Annotated in this window: 15 protein-coding genes; 4 read left to right on the top strand and 11 right to left on the bottom strand. The window is 71.5% G+C overall.

From position 1 onward, the window contains the following. Positions 1–171: 171 nt before the first annotated feature. The 7 genes from truB to rimP form a co-directional block, all read right to left on the bottom strand. Positions 172–1,104: a tRNA pseudouridine(55) synthase TruB gene (gene truB, locus ACZ7J0_RS32940; protein ID WP_470893610.1), complete on the bottom strand. Its 933-nt coding sequence runs from the start codon at positions 1,102–1,104 to the stop codon at positions 172–174. Beyond that, on the bottom strand, positions 1,101–1,553 hold the full coding sequence (gene rbfA, locus ACZ7J0_RS32935) for a 30S ribosome-binding factor RbfA (protein ID WP_470893609.1): 453 nt from the start codon (positions 1,551–1,553) through the stop codon (positions 1,101–1,103). Before rbfA ends, truB begins: the two co-directional genes overlap by 4 nt. Positions 1,554–1,581: 28 nt before the next feature. Then, a complete protein-coding gene (locus ACZ7J0_RS32930) occupies positions 1,582–1,875 on the bottom strand; it encodes a DUF503 domain-containing protein (protein ID WP_468706352.1) in 294 nt (97 codons plus the stop codon). Positions 1,876–2,013: 138 nt separating this feature from the next. Continuing rightward, positions 2,014–5,109 (bottom strand): translation initiation factor IF-2, encoded by a 3,096-nt coding sequence (gene infB, locus ACZ7J0_RS32925; protein WP_470893607.1) that lies wholly within the window; start codon positions 5,107–5,109, stop codon positions 2,014–2,016. A gap of 146 nt (positions 5,110–5,255) precedes the next feature. Beyond that, positions 5,256–5,537 carry a YlxR family protein gene (locus tag ACZ7J0_RS32920; RefSeq protein WP_470893605.1) on the bottom strand — a complete coding sequence of 94 codons (282 nt, stop codon included), beginning with the start codon at positions 5,535–5,537 and terminating at the stop codon, positions 5,256–5,258. A gap of 100 nt (positions 5,538–5,637) precedes the next feature. Then, positions 5,638–6,639 (bottom strand): transcription termination factor NusA, encoded by a 1,002-nt coding sequence (nusA, locus tag ACZ7J0_RS32915; protein ID WP_470893603.1) that lies wholly within the window; start codon positions 6,637–6,639, stop codon positions 5,638–5,640. Between the two features lie 2 nt (positions 6,640–6,641). Then, on the bottom strand, positions 6,642–7,139 hold the full coding sequence (gene rimP, locus ACZ7J0_RS32910) for a ribosome maturation factor RimP (RefSeq protein WP_469119544.1): 498 nt from the start codon (positions 7,137–7,139) through the stop codon (positions 6,642–6,644). A gap of 175 nt (positions 7,140–7,314) precedes the next feature. On the opposite strand from rimP, the gene ACZ7J0_RS32905 reads away from it, so the two are divergent. The 4 genes from ACZ7J0_RS32905 (at position 7,315) to ACZ7J0_RS32890 (ending at position 10,645) form a co-directional block, all read left to right on the top strand. Next, entirely contained in the window at positions 7,315–7,878 is a 564-nt protein-coding gene (locus tag ACZ7J0_RS32905; protein WP_470893601.1) for a hypothetical protein, read from the top strand. 274 nt (positions 7,879–8,152) lie between these two features. Beyond that, positions 8,153–8,569 carry a DUF4439 domain-containing protein gene (locus tag ACZ7J0_RS32900; RefSeq protein WP_470893599.1) on the top strand — a complete coding sequence of 139 codons (417 nt, stop codon included), beginning with the start codon at positions 8,153–8,155 and terminating at the stop codon, positions 8,567–8,569. 42 nt (positions 8,570–8,611) lie between these two features. Continuing rightward, positions 8,612–9,520: an aminoglycoside phosphotransferase family protein gene (locus ACZ7J0_RS32895; protein ID WP_470893597.1), complete on the top strand. Its 909-nt coding sequence runs from the start codon at positions 8,612–8,614 to the stop codon at positions 9,518–9,520. Positions 9,521–9,646: 126 nt separating this feature from the next. After that, on the top strand, positions 9,647–10,645 hold the full coding sequence (locus tag ACZ7J0_RS32890) for a slipin family protein (RefSeq protein ID WP_470893595.1): 999 nt from the start codon (positions 9,647–9,649) through the stop codon (positions 10,643–10,645). Here the strand turns inward: ACZ7J0_RS32890 and ACZ7J0_RS32885 are convergent, their stop codons facing one another. The 4 genes from ACZ7J0_RS32885 to ispG form a co-directional block, all read right to left on the bottom strand. Then, positions 10,646–12,340 (bottom strand): proline--tRNA ligase, encoded by a 1,695-nt coding sequence (locus ACZ7J0_RS32885; RefSeq protein ID WP_470893593.1) that lies wholly within the window; start codon positions 12,338–12,340, stop codon positions 10,646–10,648. Positions 12,341–12,408: 68 nt separating this feature from the next. Beyond that, positions 12,409–12,948, bottom strand: a complete 540-nt coding sequence (locus tag ACZ7J0_RS32880; RefSeq protein ID WP_470893592.1) for a GNAT family N-acetyltransferase — start codon at positions 12,946–12,948, stop codon at positions 12,409–12,411. Positions 12,949–12,989: 41 nt separating this feature from the next. Next, the gene (locus ACZ7J0_RS32875) at positions 12,990–13,835 is read right to left on the bottom strand and encodes a GNAT family N-acetyltransferase (RefSeq protein WP_470893591.1); all 846 of its coding nucleotides are present in this window, start codon (positions 13,833–13,835) and stop codon (positions 12,990–12,992) included. A 121-nt stretch (positions 13,836–13,956) separates the two neighbouring features. Beyond that, positions 13,957–15,114, bottom strand: a complete 1,158-nt coding sequence (gene ispG, locus ACZ7J0_RS32870) for a flavodoxin-dependent (E)-4-hydroxy-3-methylbut-2-enyl-diphosphate synthase (RefSeq protein ID WP_470893589.1) — start codon at positions 15,112–15,114, stop codon at positions 13,957–13,959. Between the last annotated feature and the right edge of the window lie 52 nt (positions 15,115–15,166).

Raw genomic sequence — 15,166 nt, 5'->3', positions numbered from 1 at the left:
GCCCCCGTCCTTCACTCCGAGCGCCTGGCCATTGGGGTGAATCCCGGGAGCGGAGTGGATAGACCCTCCGCGAGGGGGATCGTGGAGCGGGCAGAACAACCCCGCCCGCTCCACGGTGGCCGCAGGCCCGGCCGCGGTGACGCCCCGGCCTGAGCGGCCAGGGGCCCGGCCTCAGCCGAAGACGGCGAGGCTCTTGGCCTTGCCCTTGTGCTCCTCGACGAGCGCGACGAAGGTGCCGTCGGGCGAGAAGACCGCCACGGGGCCCTCGCCGTACGCCGGCATGTCCAGCCGTACACCGTTGAGCAGCAGCTTGGCGCGCTTCTCGTCCACGTCCCAGCGCGGGAACGCCGCTGCCGCCGCCTCGGCGACCGGCATTACCGTCAGCTCCTCCTGGAGCTGGTCGAGGGTGCGGGCCGCGTCGAGCTTGTACGGGCCGACCCGGGTGCGGCGCAGCGCCGTCAGGTGTCCGCCGACGCCGAGACCGGCACCGAGGTCCCGGGCGAGCGCCCGGATGTACGTACCCGAGGAGCAGACGACCGAGACGACGAGATCGACGACGGCGGTGCCGTCCTCGGCGACGGCCTCACGGACGTCGTACACCGTGAACTGCGACACCGTCACCGGACGGGCCGGGATCTCGAACTCCTCGCCACCGCGCACCCGCGCGTACGACCGCTTGCCGTCGATCTTGATGGCGGAGACCTTGGACGGCACCTGCATGATCGCGCCGGTCAGCTCGGCCACGCCCGCGTCTATGCCCTCGCGGGTCACCTTGGAGGCGTCGGTGGACGAGGTGATCTCGCCCTCGGCGTCGTCCGTGATCGTGTTCTGGCCGAGGCGGATCGTGCCGAGGTACTCCTTCTCGGTGAGCGCGAGATGTCCCAGCAGCTTGGTCGCCCGCTCCACGCCGAGGACGAGGACACCGGTCGCCATGGGGTCGAGCGTGCCGGCATGGCCGACACGGCGGGTCCGGGCGATACCGCGCATCTTGGCCACGACGTCGTGCGAAGTGAAGCCCGACGGCTTGTCGACGATGACAAGGCCGTCGGGCGTCACCGGCTGGTCCGGGCGGCCCGGCCTGTGGTGCTTGTTCTGCGTGCTCATTCGGCGGCGTCGCCAGCCTCGTCCTCGGCACCGGGCTTGCGGTACGGGTCGGCCTCGCCGGCGTACCGGGCGCCCGAGGAGGCCTCGCGCACCTTCGCGTCCGAGGCCCGCGCCTTGTCGAGGAGGTCCTCGATCGTCTTGGCGTTCTCGGGGAGCGCGTCCGCGACGAACGTCAGGGTGGGGGTGAACTTGGTCCCCGCCGCCGAGCCCACCGCCGAGCGCAGGATGCCCTTGGCGCTCTCCAGACCGGCTGCCGCGCTCGCCCGGTCCTCGTCGTCGCCGTAGACCGTGTAGAAGACCGTGGCCTCCCGCAGGTCACCGGTGACGCGGGTGTCCGTGATCGTCACGTGGGTACCCAGGCGCGGGTCCTTGATGCCGCGCTGCAGCTTCTCGGCGACCACCTCCCGGATGAGGTCTGCCAGCTTCTTCGCCCGCGCGTTGTCGGCCACTGGTCCTTCTCCTTTTTGCCTTGCACATTCAGTCTTCATCAGTGTGGAGCCGGCGTCGCACCGACAACAGCTCCACTTCGGGCCGGGCGGCGACGAGGCGCTCGCACCGGTCCAGTACGTCTGTGAGGTGCCCCGTGTCCCCGGAGACCACAGCGAGGCCGATCTCGGCCCTGCGGTGGAGATCCTGGCCGCCGACCTCTGCCACGCTCACCGCGTACTTGCGCTGGAGCTCGGCGACGATCGGCCGGACGACGGAGCGTTTTTCCTTCAGCGACCGTACGTCGCCGAGGAGCAGATCAAAGGACAGTGTCCCCACATACATGTATGTCCGGATGTCCCGCCGGTACGGGTTCGAGGGCCCCGCCAAAGTGTTGGCAGGGACACAGGAACCGTACACGCAACGGCCGGGGCCGATCGACGGAATAACTTCCGCCGACCGGCCCCGGATCAACGCTGGAGATCAGCCGCGGGGCTTCTCCCGCATCTCGTACGTCGCGATGACGTCGTCGATCTTGATGTCGTTGAAGTTTCCGAGGTTGATACCACCCTCGAAGCCCTCGCGGATCTCGGTGACGTCGTCCTTGAAGCGGCGCAGACCCTGGATGTTGAGGTCCTCCGCGATGACCTTGCCGTCGCGGACGAGGCGGGCCTTCGTGTTGCGCTTGACCTCGCCGGAACGGATGAGGACACCCGCGATGTTGCCCAGCTTGGACGAGCGGAAGACCTCGCGGATCTCCGCCGTACCGAGCTCGACCTCTTCGTACTCCGGCTTGAGCATGCCCTTGAGGGCCGCCTCGATCTCCTCGATGGCCTGGTAGATCACCGAGTAGTAGCGGACGTCGACGCCCTCGCGGTCCGCCATCTGCGCGGCGCGGCCGGCAGCACGGACGTTGAAGCCGATGACGATGGCGTCGGAGCCCATCGCCAGGTCGATGTCCGACTCGGTGACCGCACCCACACCGCGGTGCAGCACCCGGATGTCGACCTCTTCGCCGACGTCGAGCTGGAGCAGCGAGGACTCGAGAGCCTCCACCGAACCGGACGCGTCGCCCTTGATGATGAGGTTGAGCTGCTGGATCTCGCCGGCCTTGAGCACCTTGTCCAGGTCCTCGAGGGAGACGCGGCGGACCCGCTTGGCGAACGCGGCGTTGCGCTCACGGGCGGCACGCTTCTCGGCGATCTGACGGGCCGTACGGTCCTCGTCGACCACCAGGAAGTTGTCGCCGGCGCCCGGGACGTTGGTGAGACCGAGGACGAGGACCGGGGTCGACGGACCCGCCTCTTCCACGTTCTCGCCCTTGTCGTCGAGCATGGCGCGCACGCGGCCGTAGGCGTCGCCCGCGACCATCGTGTCGCCGACCCGCAGGGTGCCTCGCTGCACCAGGACGGTCGCGACGGCGCCGCGGCCACGGTCCAGGTGGGCCTCGATGGCAATACCCTGCGCGTCCTGCTCCGGGTTGGCCCGCAGGTCGAGCGAGGCGTCCGCGGTGAGGACCACGGCCTCCAGCAGGGAGTCGATGTTCAGACCCTGCTTGGCGGAGATGTCGACGAACATCGTGTCGCCGCCGTACTCCTCGGCCACCAGACCGAACTCGGTCAGCTGACCGCGCACCTTCGTCGGGTCCGCGCCCTCGACGTCGATCTTGTTGACCGCGACCACGATCGGCACGTCGGCCGCCTTGGCGTGGTTCAGCGCCTCGATCGTCTGGGGCATCACACCGTCATTGGCCGCGACCACGAGGATCGCGATGTCGGTGGACTTGGCACCACGGGCACGCATGGCGGTGAACGCCTCGTGACCGGGGGTGTCGATGAAGGTGATACGGCGGTCCTCGCCGTTGACCTCGGTGGCGACCTGGTACGCACCGATGTGCTGCGTGATGCCACCGGCCTCGCCCGCGACGACGTTCGTCTTGCGGATCGCGTCCAGCAGTCGGGTCTTACCGTGGTCGACGTGACCCATGACGGTCACGACCGGCGGACGGGACACGAGGTACTCCTCGCCGCCCTCGTCCTCGCCGAACTCGATGTCGAAGGACTCGAGAAGCTCGCGGTCCTCCTCCTCCGGGCTCACGATCTGGACCGTGTAGTTCATCTCCGACGCCAGCATTTCCAGCGTGTCGTCCGAGACGGACTGGGTCGCGGTGACCATTTCGCCGAGGTTCATCATGACCGCGACGAGCGACGCCGGGTTGGCGTTGATCTTCTCCGCGAAGTCGGTGAGGGACGCACCGCGCGACAGGCGAACGGTCTCGCCGTTGCCGCGAGGCAGCATCACGCCGCCGACCGACGGGGCCTGCATGGCCTCGTACTCCTGGCGCCTCTGCCGCTTCGACTTGCGACCGCGACGCGCGGGACCGCCGGGACGACCGAAGGCGCCCTGCGTGCCACCACGGCCACCGGGGCCACCGGGACGGCCACCGAAGCCGGGACGACCGCCGAAGCCGCCGCCACCGCCCGGAGCACCACCGGGACGACCGCCGCCGCCACCGCCGCCGGGACGACCGGCGAAGCCGCCGCCACCGCCACCGGGACCGGCCGGACGACCGGCGAAGCCGCCGCCGCCACCGGGACGACCGCCGCCGCCACCCGGACGGCCACCGGGGCCACCGGGACCACGGCCACCGCCGCCGGGACCGCCACCAGGACGGGGACCGGCAGCCGGACGCTGCGGCATCATGCCGGGGTTCGGACGGTTACCACCGGGGGCACCGCCGGGACGCGGAGCGCCGCCCTGCGGGCGGGGCATGCCGCCGGGAGAGGGACGGGCGCCGCCCTGACCCTGCGGACGCGGGGCGCCGCCGGGACCACCCTGCGGACGCGGGGCGCCACCAGGGGCACCCGGACCGCCGGGACGGGGAGCGCCGCCGCCGGGACGGGGCGCCTGGGGGCGCGCCATTCCGGTGGAGCCACCCGAGGTGAAGGGGTTGTTGCCGGGACGGGGACCCGCGGGACGGGCACCGCCCGGACGCGGGGCACCCTGGCCCTGCGGGCGCGGGGCGCGCTCGCCACCGCGGCCGCCGTCGCGCTGACCGCCGGCCGGAGCCGGACGGCCGCCTGCGGGGCGGGGACCGGGCGTGGCGCCGGCCGGACGCGGCGCCTGGGGCGCTGCGGGCTGGGCCGGAGCCGGAGCCGAGAACTCGGCCGCGGGGACCGGAGTGGCCGGGGCCGGCTTGGCCGGCGCGGGCTTCGGGCCCGGACGCGGTCCGGCGGAGGGGGTGCTGCTCACCGGGGCGGCCGGAGCCGCGGGCTCGGCAGCGGCCGGCTTGGGGGCCGGGGCGCCGGGCTTGGGAGCAGCGGGACGTGCCGCAGCGGCCGGGGAGGGCGCTGCGGGCTTTGCGGGCGCGGCCTTGCGGGGCGCGCCGGGCTTGGCAGCGGACTTGCCGGCGTTGCCGCCGGGCCCCTGCAGTGCGTCAGTCAACTTGCGTACAACCGGCGCCTCGATCGTCGAGGATGCCGATCGGACGAATTCACCGAGTTCTTGGAGCTTGGCCATGACGACCTTGCTCTCCACCCCGAACTCCTTGGCGAGTTCGTATACCCGGACCTTAGCCACTTCGCTCCTTTTAGGTCCGGTTACCGCCGGACCGTCGCTACTTCATGGGCGTACTCATCGCGTACTCATCGAGTGCTCATCGCAATCTCGACCTACTTCCAACTCGCGAGGTACCTGACCGCACGGGGTCCCGTGCCGTTCTCTTCTTACGACGCTGCCGGCGTCTCGACGACCTGCCGCAGTTCCGCGGTGTCGAGCGGTCCCTGGACCTTGAAGGCCCGTGGGAACGCACGGCGGCGGACCGCCAGGTCGAGACAGACCGATGCGGGATGCAGATACGCACCCCGGCCGGGCAGCGTACCGCGATGATCGGGGGCACAGACGCCCTCGACCGCCACGATGCGCAGCAGTTCGCTCTTGGCCGCTCGCTCCCGGCATCCCACACAGGTTCGCTCAGGGCATGCGCGGGCATGCGTCCGGCCAGACACGCTTAAGTCTACCTCCCCGTACCGACCCCACCCGGTTGGGGCAAGAATCGAACGGTTGTTGTCGTGATCCTGTCGTGGCAGAACGTAACCAGGACGGGATCTATTCCTCGCCGCCGTCCGAGCTCTGCTCGGTGTCGGGGCGGATGTCGATGCGCCAGCCGGTGAGACGGGCGGCCAGACGGGCGTTCTGCCCCTCCTTGCCGATCGCCAGCGACAGCTGGTAGTCGGGGACGGTCACCCGCGCGGAGCGGGTGGAGAGGTCCACGATCTCGACCTTGGAGACCCGCGCCGGGGACAGCGCGTTGGCCACCATCTCGGCCGGGTCGTCGGACCAGTCGACGATGTCGATCTTCTCGCCCAGCAGCTCGGCCATGACATTGCGCACACGGCTGCCCATCGGGCCGATGCAGGCGCCCTTGGGGTTGAGGCCGGAGCGGGTGGCCCGGACGGCGATCTTGGTGCGGTGTCCGGCCTCGCGCGCGATCGCCGCGATCTCGACGCTGCCGTCCGCGATCTCCGGAACCTCGAGCGCGAAGAGCTTCTTCACCAGATTGGGGTGGGTGCGCGAAAGGGTGACGGACGGGCCGCGGACACCCTTGGCGACGCGGACGACGTACGTACGCAGCCGCAGACCGTGCGCGTAGTCCTCGCCCGGCACCTGCTCCTGCACCGGCAGGATCGCTTCGAGCTTGTCGTCCAGACGGACCAGGACGTTCTTGGGGTCCTTGCCCTGCTGCACCATGCCGGCGACGATGTCGCCCTCGCGGCGGGCGTACTCGCCGAAGGTGACGTCGTTCTCGGCGTCCCGCAGCCGCTGCTGGATGACCTGGCGGGCGGTGGTCGCGGCGATGCGGCCGAAGTCGGACGGGGTGTCGTCGAACTCCTTGGGCTCCTGGCCCTCTTCGAGGTCGGCGGCCTCTTCCTTCGCCCACACGGTCACATGGCCGGTCTGCCGGTCCAGCACGACACGGGCGTGACGGCGCGCGCCCTCGGTGCGGTGGTACGCGATGAGGAGGGCCGACTCGATCGCCTCGACCAGCAGGTCGAAGGGGATCTCCTTCTCTTGTGCCAAGCCCTTCAGGAGCTTCACGTCGATGTCCACGGCTACGCCTCCTCTTCCTTCTTGTCCTTGCGGTTGAACTCGATCTCGACACGCGCCTTGGCGATCTCCGGGAACTCGACTCGGCGGGCGGTGGGCTTGCGCCCCTTCACGCCGGGCACTTCGAGATCGATTCCCTCGTCGTCGACGGTGAGGATGCGGGCCACCAGCTCTTCACCCGCGTGCAGCTGGAACTTGGCCAGACGGCCGGTGGCGCGTACGTAGTGGCGGTGCTCGGTGAGCGGGCGGTCGGCGCCCGGGGAGCTGACTTCGAGGACGTACTCCTCGTCGCCCATCGCGTCCGTCTCGTCGAGCTTCTCGGAGAGGGAGCGGCTCAGCTCGGCACAGGCGTCCAGCTCCACGCCCTCGTCCGAGTCGACGACGATCCTCAGCACACGGCGCCTGCCTGCCCGGGACACCTCGATCTCTTCCAGATCCAGGTCCTTCGCGCTGACGAGCGGTTCCAGCAGTTCGCGCAGCCTGTCGCTCTGGGTGGTGCTCATCCGGGTGACTCCTCGGCCGCGTGTGCTGTTGTGGGTTCGTCGCGTGTCAGATCAAAGGGTATCCGGTCCCGAGGGGTGTTGCCGTCCACCCGGAACCGACCGCGGGTACGCTCGCCTGCGGTGATCTTCGTCCGAGGGGCGGACAGCACCGGGGGCCGGACCTGAGGAGGGACACGTGGGGCGCACCGGGACGACGCGCAGGCGTGCGCTGCTGGCGACGGGCGCGGTCGCCGCGTCCGGGCTGCTGGCGGGGTGTTCGTCGCAGGACGGCCCGGGCGGCACGGCGGGCCCGTCGGCGGCCGAACGGGCGGCCCTCGCGGAGGCCGCGCTGCGCCGCCGCGCGACGGCGGCCGGCGCGGCGCTGCTCGCCCGGTACGACGCGGTCGCCACCCGGCACCCCGCGCTCGCCCCCCGGCTGACCGCGCTGCGCGCGTCCGTGGCGCTGCACGGGGCGGCGCTGGGCGAGGGCGCGAGCGGTCCGACGGCGTCCCCGAAGGCCACGGCCCCGGCCACCCCCACGCCCTCCGCCTCCTCCGCTTCCTCCGCTTCCTCCGTGCCCTCCGTGCCGGGGGACCCGGCCGCCGCCCTCGAAGCGCTCGCGAAGGCCGCCCGGCGCACCGCGGACACCTACACGGACGCCCTCCTCTCGGCCCCGCCCGAGTACGCCCGCCTGCTCGCCTCGGTCGCCGCGTCATGCGCGGCCCAGGCGTACCTGCTGACCGAGGGCGGCCCCCGGTGAACGCCCCCGGTCCGGCCCCGGGCGGGCACGATCGCCACTCCGCGCGGGCCATGACCGCCCACGGCGCGGCGGGCCCGAACCGGGCAAGCCGGCCGTCCTTGGTGGTGACCGCCCCGTGCGGGCACCGCCGTCGGCCCGCGCCCGCCACGGCCACCGGTGGCGTCACGTCCTCCAGCCGGGGCAGCCGCCCCGCCACCCCGCCCGCGCCCCGCGCGGCCCCCGTCGGCAACCCGCGCACCCGCCGCCGAACCCGAACCGTCGAAGGAGGGCCGCGATGAGTGTTCTCGAAGCCGTGCAGGCGGCCCTCGCGGCCGAGCACGCCGCCGTCTATGGCTATGGAGTCGTCGGCGGACGGGTCGGGGAATCGCGGCGAGGGGAGGCCGTCACCGCGTATGACGCGCACCGGGCGCGTCGTGACGTGCTGCGGCGGATCGTGCGGGACCTGGGGGGCGAGCCCGTCGCGGCCGCCGCCGGGTACGCGCTGCCCTTTCCGGTGCCGGACGCGGTTGCCGCCGTGGCGCTGGCGGCCGTGCTGGAGGACCGTGTCGCGGGCGTCTACTCCGATCTCGTACGGGCCGCCGGGGGCCCGCTGCGACGGGACGCCGCGGCGGCGCTGCGCGAGGCGGCGGTACGGTCCGTGCGGTGGCGCGGCAGCGGCGTAGCCTTTCCTGGGCTCGCCGAGCGACGGTGAGCCCGGGCTCCGGCACAGGCAGTGAAAGGGAATCACGCACGCATGGGTTTTGAACCGCCGCAGCGATTGGCGCGGGCGCTCGGCGAGACGTACGGGGAGACGGTCGCGGCCGAATGGCTCGGACGGTTGCCCGACATCGCCCGGAAGGCCCTGTCCCAGGGCTCGTTGGACGCCGAGCGGGTGATCGCGCCGGGCGGCCGGAGCAGCCTGGTCGTGCTCTCCCGCACGCCGGAGGGGGACCCCACCGCGCTGAAGGTCGCCCCGCCGTTCGCCGCGCCGGACCGGGAGCGCGACGCGCTGACGCACTGGAACGGCTGGGGGGCCGTCCAGCTCCTGGACGCCCAGCACGTCACGGACTCGGGCGCACTGCTCCTGGAGCGGCTGCACCCGGACGTGTCGCTGCGGTCGCTGCCGGAGGCGAAGGCGCTGCTGGAGGCGGCCGGAACGGTACGGCGGTTGTGGGTGGAGCCGCCGGCGGGCCACGCCTTCGAGTCGGTCGCGGAGCGCACGGCCCGCCAGGCGACGGCGATGGAGCCGCACGCGGCGGACACGGCCGCCGGCGCGCTGGTCACGGCGGCTCTGGCGGTGCGCGAGGAGCTGACCTCGCACTCCCCCGAGACGCTTCTGCTGCACGGCTGTTTCCGGCAGGGCAAGGTACTGGCCGCGGACCGGGTCCCCTGGCTGGCCGTCGGACCCGAGCCGCTGGTGGGGGAACGGGCCTACGACCTCGCGCGGCTCGTCCGGGACCGGGTGGAGGATCTCGTCGCCTCGTCGGCGGGGGCTTCGTCGGCCCGGCGCCGGGTGAACCGGCTGGCGGACTCGCTGGATGTGGACCGGGAGCGGCTGCGCGGCTGGACGCTGTTCCGGGCCGTCGAGTCGGGTACGCGCGCGCTGGCGGCCGGCCGCCGACAGGACGGCGAGCTGCTGCTGGAGTTCGCGAGCTGGCTGTAGGTCCGCGGGGCCGCCGGAGGACCGTTGGCGCCGCAGCCGACTCGGGCCGCTCTCGCAGGATCGACCGGGCGGCATTGCGGGCATACCGTAGGTGTATCGCTCGGCTTGTGAGCTCAGGGGGCCGTGATGGTCGAGGAGCTGTTGTCAGCGGCGGCGGGCGTCGGAATCGCCGGTGCGGTGTATCTCGGAGCGGCCGCGCGCGTCGTCAGGCAGTACGAACGGGGCGTGGTGTTCCGCTTCGGCCGACTGGTCAACGACGTCCGCAAGCCCGGATTCACCATGATCGTCCCGGTGATGGACCGGCTGCACAAGGTGAACATGCAGATCGTCACCATGCCGGTGCCCGCCCAGGACGGCATCACCCGGGACAACGTCACGGTCCGGGTCGACGCGGTGATCTACTTCAAGGTGGTCGACGCGGCCGAGGCGCTGGTGCGTGTGGAGGACTACAAGTTCGCCGTCTCCCAGATGGCCCAGACGTCGTTGCGCTCGATCATCGGTAAGAGCGACCTGGACGATCTGCTCTCCAACCGCGAGAAGCTCAACCAGGGGCTCGAACTCATGCTGGACTCCCCCGCCATCGGCTGGGGCGTGCAGATCGACCGCGTCGAGATCAAGGACGTGTCGCTGCCGGAGACGATGAAGCGGTCGATGGCCCGGCAGGCCGAGGCGGACCGGGAGCGCAGGGCCCGGGTCATCAACGCCGACGCGGAGCTGCAGGCGTCCAAGAAGCTGGCGGAGGCGGCGGCGGAGATGTCCACCCAGCCGGCCGCGCTGCAGCTGCGGCTGCTCCAGACGGTGGTGGCGGTGGCGGCCGAGAAGAACTCGACGCTGGTGCTGCCGTTCCCCGTGGAGCTGCTGCGGTTCCTGGAGCGTGCCGCACAGCAGCAACCGAACCAGCCCGCTCCGGCGCCGGCCCCCCAGCAGCCGGTGGCTCCTGGCCAGGAGGCGCCGACGGCGCTGCCCGGCGAGCCCCAGGGTCCACCGCCCGGGGAGGCGCCGCTCGAACCGGACGACGCGCCCCTGCCGGACGTCCTGGGCCTGCCCGAGGTGCCGCTCATCACGGAACCGGCGCCCGCCTCCCCTGACGAGGAGGCCGACGCCGGTTCGGGACGGGACCGCTGACTAGGCGCTGAGGCGGGCGATCGCCTCGTCCACGGTCAGCTCCTCGCGCTCGCCGGTGCGGCGGTCCTTGAGTTCCAGGACGCCCTCGGCCGAGCGGCGGCCCGCGACAAGGATCTTGGGCACACCGATCAGCTCGGCGTCCGTGAACTTCACGCCCGGCGAGACGCCGGCGCGGTCGTCGACCAGCACACGCAATCCGGCCGCCTTCAGCTTCTCCGAGACGTCCAGGGCCAACTCGGTCTGGAGCGCCTTGCCGGCGGCGACGACATGGACGTCGGCCGGGGCGATCTCGCGGGGCCAGCACAGGCCCTGCTCGTCGGCGGTCTGCTCGGCCAGGGCCGCGACCGCGCGGGAGACGCCGATGCCGTAGGAGCCCATGGTGACGCGGACCGGCTTGCCGTTCTGGCCCAGCACGTCGAGCTGGAAGGCGTCGGCGTACTTGCGGCCGAGCTGGAAGATGTGGCCGATCTCGATGGCCCGGTCCAGCTTGAGGCCGGTGCCGCAGTTCGGGCACGGGTCGCCGTCCTCGACCACGACGACGTCCAGGTAGTCGTCGACCTCGAAGTCGCGGCCCGCGACGACGTTCTTCGCGTGGGTGTCGGGCTTGTTGGCGCCGGTGATCCAGGCGGTCCCGGCGGCGACGCGCGGGTCGGCGATGTAGCGGACCTTGTCGAGCCCCTGCGGGCCGACGTAGCCGCGCACCAGGTCGGTGCGGCCCTCGAAGTCCTCGGCGGTGACCATCTCGACCACGGCCGGGGCGAGGTGGTCCTCCAGCTTGCCCAGGTCGACCTCGCGGTCACCGGGCACGCCCACGGCGACGATCTCGCCGTCGACCTTCACCAGCAGGTTCTTCAGCGTGGCGGAGGCCGGGACGCCGAGGTGCTCGGCGAGCGACTCGATGGTCGGGGTGTCGGGGGTGTCCAGCTCCTCGACCGGCCCGTGCGCCGCACCGTCGGCCGGGGTGGCCTTGAAGGTCACGGCCTCGGTGTTGGCGGCGTAGTCGCAGCTCGGGCAGTACACGAAGGTGTCCTCGCCGGCGGCGGCCGGGGCCAGGAACTCCTCGGAGGCCGAACCGCCCATGGCGCCGGAGATCGCCGAAACGATCTTGTGCTCGAGGCCGAGGCGGCGGAAGATCCGGATGTACGCCTCGCGGTGCAGCGCGTACGACTCCGCCAGGCCCTCGTCGGTGGTGTCGAAGGAGTACGAGTCCTTCATCTGGAACTCGCGGCCGCGCAGGATGCCCGAGCGGGGACGCGCCTCGTCGCGGTACTTCGTCTGGATCTGGTAGAGGATCACCGGCAGGTCCTTGTAGGACGTGCACTGGTCCTTGACCAGCTGGGTGAAGATCTCCTCGTGGGTGGGACCGAGGAGGTAGTCGCCGCCCTTGCGGTCCTGGAGGCGGAACAGCTCGGCGCCGTACTCCTCCCAGCGGCCGCTCGCCTCGTACGGCTCCTTGGGCAGCAGCGCGGGCAGCAGGACCTCCTGCGCGCCGATCTCGTCCATCTCCTCGCGCACCACGCGCGTGACGTTCTCCAGGACCTTCTTGCCGAGCGGCAGCCAGGACCAGATGCCCGCGGCGTTGCGGCGGACGTATCCGGCGCGGACGAGGAGCTTGTGGCTGAGCGTCTCGGCGTCCGCCGGGTCGTCGCGCAGTGTCTTGACCATCAGCTTGGACATGCGCTGGACCTGGGCCATGGGGAACTCTCCTGCGGTCAAAAGTGTGATGGCCCCGAGGTTAGCCGGGTGGCGCCCGCGGGCGGAAATCAGTTGTGCCGCCGCAGCGGCAGCGGCGCCCCCATCACGGCGTACGGCCTCGGCGCGCTTGGGAAGTGCACCTGGCGGGCCAGGTCGCTGTAGCCGAGGGAGCGGTAGAGGCCGCGGGCGGGGCTCTCCGTGTCGATGGCGGAGAGGATCGAGCGGGACTGGGTGGCCGTGTCGGTGATGGTGGTGATCAGCTCACGGCCGAGGCCCCTGCCCTGGTGGTCGGGGTGGACGTGCAGCTCGGTGACGACGAAGGCGTCGTCGAGCCACTCCTCGGTGCCGGTGGCCCGCAGATACGGCTCCACGACGCTGGACCACCAGTAGCCGCGCTCGTTGGGCATGCCGTAGACGAATCCGACGAGACTGCCCTCCGCGGTCGTCGCCCCGTACGCGCACGCCCCGGGGCTCATCAGATGCCGCAGCACGATGTGGCGCCGGATGAGGACCTCCTCCTCACTCAGCCCGAAAGCGAGGGCCTGCACCGCGAGGGCGTCGTCCACCCGAGCGGAGAGATCGACCGGACCGACCACGACGTCATCCATGCGCGCACCTTACGTTCGGCGGTCGGGACCTCGGTAGTCGCTCAGAACAGCACGCTCATGAAGGCGCCCACTTCGCGGAAGCCGACGCGACGGTAGGAGGCTCTGGCGGCGGTGTTGTAGTCGTTCACGTACAGGCTGACGACGGGCGCGACATCGGCGAGGGCGAAGTCGAGCACCGCCGCCATGCCGGACTCGGAAAGGCCGCGGCCCCGGTACTCGGGGGCGACCCAGACGCCCTGGATCTGGCAGGCCCGGTCGGTCGCCGCGCCGATCTCCGCCTTGAAGACCACCTTGCCGTCCTCGATGCGGGCGAACGAGCGGCCGGTGCCGACCAGTTCGGCCACCCGCGCCTGGTAGAGCAGTCCGCCGTCGCCGGCCATCGGCGAGATGCCGACCTCCTCGGTGAACATCGCCACGCAGGCCGGCATGATCACGTCCATCTCGTCCTTGCGGACCCGGCGCACGCGGGGGTCGGGTGCCACGCTCGCCGACGACTGCTCGGTGACCATCAGCGGCTGCTGGGCGCGCACGTCCCTGGCCGGGCCCCAGCTGGGCTCCAGGAGCCGCCAGAGCTGGGAGGTGGGCCCGGCGGGGCCGACGATCGACGAGCAGCGCCGGCCGGCTCTGCGGGCGCGGTCGGCGAAGGCGCGTACGGCGTCGGGGGTGGCGCAGATGGGGACGAGATTGGCCCCCGAGTAGCACAGGGAGCGGAGCCGTCCGTCCGCGTACCAACCCCACATCTCGCCGCCGAGTCGCCACGGGTCGAGCCCGGCGACCTGGACGCGGGAGGTGACGAAGGCGTTCTCGACGGGGGCGCTGTCCAGGATGGCGAGCGCGGCGCCGAGATCGCCGGGCTCGAGCACCCGGGTGGTGGTCTGCGTCAACACGAGGGGGCCTCACCATGCGGTCTGCTGATCTCCGCACTGTACCTGGCGTGTCCAGGAGGTGTCCGGCCGAGCGCGGGAAGCCCCGCCGCGTGACGCGACGGGGCTCCTGAAGCGCTGGAAATCAGCCGACCGTGACGACCTCGGGCTCGCCCGACATGACGCCGTCCTTCTCCATCTGCTCGGCGATCTTCATCGCCTCCTCGATCAGCGTCTCGACGATCTTCGACTCGGGGACGGTCTTGATGACCTCGCCCTTGACGAAGATCTGGCCCTTGCCGTTGCCGGAGGCGACGCCGAGGTCGGCCTCGCGGGCCTCGCCGGGGCCGTTGACGACACAGCCCATGACGGCGACGCGCAGCGGCACCTCCATGCCCTCGAGGCCGGCGGTGACCTCCTCGGCGAGCTTGTAGACGTCGACCTGGGCCCGCCCGCAGGACGGGCAGGAGACGATCTCCAGACGGCGCTGGCGGAGGTTGAGGGACTCCAGGATCTGGATGCCGACCTTGATCTCCTCGGCCGGCGGGGCCGACAGGGAGACGCGGATCGTGTCGCCGATGCCCTCGGAGAGCAGCGCGCCGAAGGCGACGGCCGACTTGATCGTGCCCTGGAAGGCGGGACCGGCCTCGGTGACGCCCAGGTGCAGCGGGTAGTCGCACTGGGCGGCGAGCTGACGGTAGGCGTTGACCATCACGACCGGGTCGTTGTGCTTGACCGAGATCTTGATGTCGCGGAAGCCGTGCTCCTCGAAGAGGGACGCCTCCCAGAGGGCGGACTCGACGAGGGCCTCGGGGGTCGCCTTGCCGTACTTCTTCAGCAGCCGGGCGTCGAGCGAGCCGGCGTTGACGCCGATCCGGATCGGGGTGCCCGCCTCGGAGGCCGCCTTGGCGATCTCCTTGACCTTGTCGTCGAACTGCTTGATGTTGCCGGGGTTGACGCGGACGGCCGCACAGCCGGCATCGATCGCCGCGAACACGTACTTCGGCTGGAAGTGGATGTCGGCGATGACCGGGATCTGCGACTTCCTCGCGATGGTGGCGAGGGCGTCGGCGTCGTCCTGCGTGGGGCAGGCGACCCGGACGATCTGGCAGCCGGAGGCGGTCAGCTCGGCGATCTGCTGCAGCGTGGCGCCGATGTCCGAGGTACGGGTCGTCGTCATCGACTGCACCGAGACCGGCGCGTCGCCGCCGACGGCCACCGAGCCGACCTGGATCTTCCGGCTGACCCTGCGGTCGGCGAGCTTCGTCGGAACGGACGGGATACCGAGAGAAATCGCGGTCATCTGCTGTGCAACCCCAAGGTGTGGCCAAGATGCGGATCGAGGTCCCGTACAT

The organism is Streptomyces sp. NPDC038280 (assembly GCF_055600045.1).
Note: the sequence above shows the minus strand (reverse complement) of the source record. Positions and strands in the feature narration are given on the sequence as shown.